This is a genomic window from Nostoc sp. CHAB 5715 (assembly GCF_020829685.1).
Taxonomy (GTDB): domain Bacteria; phylum Cyanobacteriota; class Cyanobacteriia; order Cyanobacteriales; family Nostocaceae; genus Nostoc.
Genome location: NZ_JAIVFR010000896.1, coordinates 1 through 3,108 on the forward strand (window position 1 = coordinate 1; position 3,108 = coordinate 3,108).

General features: G+C 41.3%; 2 protein-coding genes and 1 pseudogene. 2 read left to right on the plus strand and 1 reads right to left on the minus strand.

Annotated elements, in window-relative coordinates; all coding sequences use genetic code 11:
* Positions 1-270: 270 nt before the first annotated feature.
* Complete coding sequence (locus LC574_RS33315; RefSeq protein ID WP_229457860.1) at positions 271-1,125, minus strand: PD-(D/E)XK nuclease family protein; 855 nt, start codon at positions 1,123-1,125, stop codon at positions 271-273.
* 146 nt (positions 1,126-1,271) lie between these two features.
* Between LC574_RS33315 and LC574_RS33320 the strand changes: the two genes are divergently transcribed.
* Both LC574_RS33320 and LC574_RS33325 read left to right on the plus strand, forming a co-directional pair.
* Positions 1,272-2,687, plus strand: a complete 1,416-nt coding sequence (locus LC574_RS33320) for a phosphoglucomutase/phosphomannomutase family protein (protein WP_229457861.1) — start codon at positions 1,272-1,274, stop codon at positions 2,685-2,687.
* Positions 2,688-2,942: 255 nt separating this feature from the next.
* Positions 2,943-3,092 (plus strand): annotated as a pseudogene (locus LC574_RS33325) (DUF1049 domain-containing protein); the annotation flags it as partial.
* Positions 3,093-3,108 lie beyond the last annotated feature (16 nt).

A 3,108-nucleotide genomic window follows, 5' to 3' on the forward strand; every position in this document is an offset into this window, starting at 1 on the left:
GTTTTTGTGGTGGTAGTAACGGTTTTAACCTCTCCCAACGTTCGTTGCTTAAGTCTCCTCGGTTTATCATCATCATAAAGCGATCGCATCTTTTTTAGGATACAACGAGTTTGAAAACACGCCCTAGTCTTAACTCCTCACAACCAAAGATAAAAATAGGTGTAGTTTACATCTAGGTTGTCTGACAGGAGTCGAGAATGAGGTCAGTAAAAGTACGAAGATTTAGCAGCTGTTTTTTGAAGATTGAACCAAGAGCAAGAGGTAAACCAATTAGCTATTAACTCTTAAACTTGGCATTGGATACGATTGATGCTGCTTAAAATCGGCAAAGTCACAGATTGAGTTAAATGGACAAAAGCGGCAATGAGAGCCAGGATTGGGAGGGAATATTTTACTGAAATTACTAGTTTGTTCCTGATATTTTTGCAAATCGTGCTGGTGCTTGTGGGCAATATTAGCTAACTCAAATTTTAAGTATTCTAATTCACTATTATTGATGCTAATTAACTCAGACTTTTTACATATTTCTAAATTATAAAATGATGCAACGGCTTCCCGTCCAGGGTAAAGATAACGAGCAGCTACCAAATAAACTAATGCCTGTCGTCGGTCAAAAGTCGACTTACCAGTTTTGAAATCTAAAATATGTATTGTGCTATCAGACTCAATAAAAACGCAGTCCATAGCCGCATATAAACGAAAGCAATAATCTTCTTGTTCAACTACTATCGGTTTAGGAAAGCCTTCATCACCCGGAGTTAATTGGATAATATCTTTATCCAAAAGCAACGGCGCATCGTGATATTTTTGCAAAATTTGCAGCACGCGTTGCTGAACTTGAAGGCTTGAGTTGCCTAATTTAAGTAGCTGTGCAACTCTTTCTACACCATCTGCTTGCTTCAAAAGATGCCTGTGATGATGAAACTCATAAACGCCTTTTTGGGCAAGTATGCCAATTCTCTGGGGTGCGGTGGCTTGCCCTAAAAGCGCTTTGACTTTTGGTTCGTGTTGCCGCGCTTTGATAAACCCCCGTCTCATCTGGCAATGCCAGCGTTCTTGCCCGGTCGCTGGGGCAACTAGAGACCAAAGGTGATAACTGGCAAAAGGTCGATCGGGGGTTGACATTGCTCAGAAACAGTGAGAGAAAATACGGTGGGGAGAAGTTTAAACTAAGGCTTCCTTAGAAAAGAACTTCAGAGGATAGTTGCTGCTACACACGCTTTGCGGGAAGCTTTTATAGTACTGATAATGTACGGGAGCAAGTGGCAAAAATGTCCAGCAAGATAAAATTTGGTACTGATGGATGGCGAGGGATTATTGCCGATGACTTTACTTTCCCCAATGTGCGGAAAGTAACAAGGGCAATTGCCACTTACTTAGATACAGCCTACACAAAAGATAGACCAGTACTTATTGCCTACGATACTCGCTTTTTAGCTGACCAGTTTGCCCAAACAGCGGCCCAAGTTTTGGCAGACTTGGGTTGGACTGTGAAAATTACTGATCGGGATTGTCCCACACCAGTAATTGCCTACAACGCCCGTCATCTAAATTCCGCTGGGGCGTTAATGTTTACTGCTAGTCATAATCCAGCACCCTACTGTGGAATTAAATATATACCCGATTATGCTGGGCCTGCCACTTCTGAGATTACTGATACTATTGTGGCAAATATAAAAAGTGCATCGGATGAGTTGCCTGGGAGTAACCCATCAGGTTCAATTTCAATTTTCGATCCGAAACCAGATTACCTGCAATTTATCTACACTCTACTTGACGTAGAAAAGATTAAAAACGCTAATTTAAGGGTAAAGTACGATGCTCTGTATTCTACCTCTCGCGGCTATTTAGATGAAGTTTTGCAACATAGTGGCGTTCAGTTAGAAAGTTTCCACAATTGGAGGGATGTTTTATTTGGGGATGGAATGCCAGAACCCAAAGGAGAACAATTAGTTGAGTTAGTGGAAGCAGTAGTTCGCGATCGCGCTGATTTGGGTTTGGCGACGGATGGAGATAGCGATCGCTTTGGTATCGTCGATGAACAAGGAACCGTCCTGACTCCGAATACTGTGCTGTTAGTTCTAGCACGTCATTTAATCAAAAACAAAGGTAAAACTGGCGCGATAGTCCGCACTGTGGCGACAACCCACCTACTAGATAATTTCGCTGCTAAAAATGGGTTGCAAATTTACGAAACACCAGTTGGTTTTAAATACATTGGCGAAAAAATGCGGGAAACTGCCGTGTTAATTGGTGGAGAAGAATCAGGTGGTTTGAGTATTATCGGGCATATTCCCGAAAAAGACGGGGTGTTAGCCGATATGCTGGTGGCAGAAGCGATCGCCTATGAAGGCAAACCTTTAAGTCAACTTGTCAAAGAAGCGATCGCCCAAGCCGATGGCCCACTTTACAACAACCGCCTAGACTTGCACCTGTCAGAGGCGCACAAAATCGCCGTCATCGACTCCTTTACTAGAAATCCACCTACAGAGGTAGCAGGAATTAAAGTCAAGGAAGTGGGGCGTAAAGACGGTATTAAGCTCTATTTAGAAGAAGGTAGCTGGGTTTTACTGCGTCCTTCCGGTACAGAACCACTGGTGCGCGTCTATCTAGAAACCCACACACCCGAAAAACTCACCAAAATCGCCCAAGAGTTAGAGAGTGCCATTGCTAAACTAGAGGGATAAGAATTAGGAGTTAGGAGTTAAAAGTAGAGACGCGATTAATCGCGTCTGTTAGGAGTTAAAAGTGAAGAGTTGTAAATTAACAATTTTTAACTTTTAAATGCTATTAACAGTTATGAGTTATGAGTTCTAAATTAACAATTCTTAACTTCTAAATCCTATTAACAGTTATAAGTTATGAGTTCTAAATTAATAACTCCTAACTTCTCACTCCTAACTTCTCACTTTTAACTCCTAACTCCTCACTTCAATCAAAGTATGAAAATCGCTCCTTTTTTGACATCTGTAGTTTTAGCGGTTTGGGTAATAGCGATCGCAATTATTTCAGTCCAAAATGCCACACCCGTATCGTTAAAATTCTTAACATTCCAATCGATTCAAATACCAATGGGTTTAGTGCTGGCTTTTAAAAGTTAAAAATTGT

Excerpts from the sequence above, each read along its gene's own strand:
- LC574_RS33315 (WP_229457860.1), bottom strand. The coding sequence starts at position 1,125 with ATGTCAACCCCCGATCGACCTTTTGCCAGTTATCACCTTTGGTCTCTA.
- LC574_RS33320 (WP_229457861.1), top strand. The coding sequence starts at position 1,272 with ATGTCCAGCAAGATAAAATTTGGTACTGATGGATGGCGAGGGATTATT.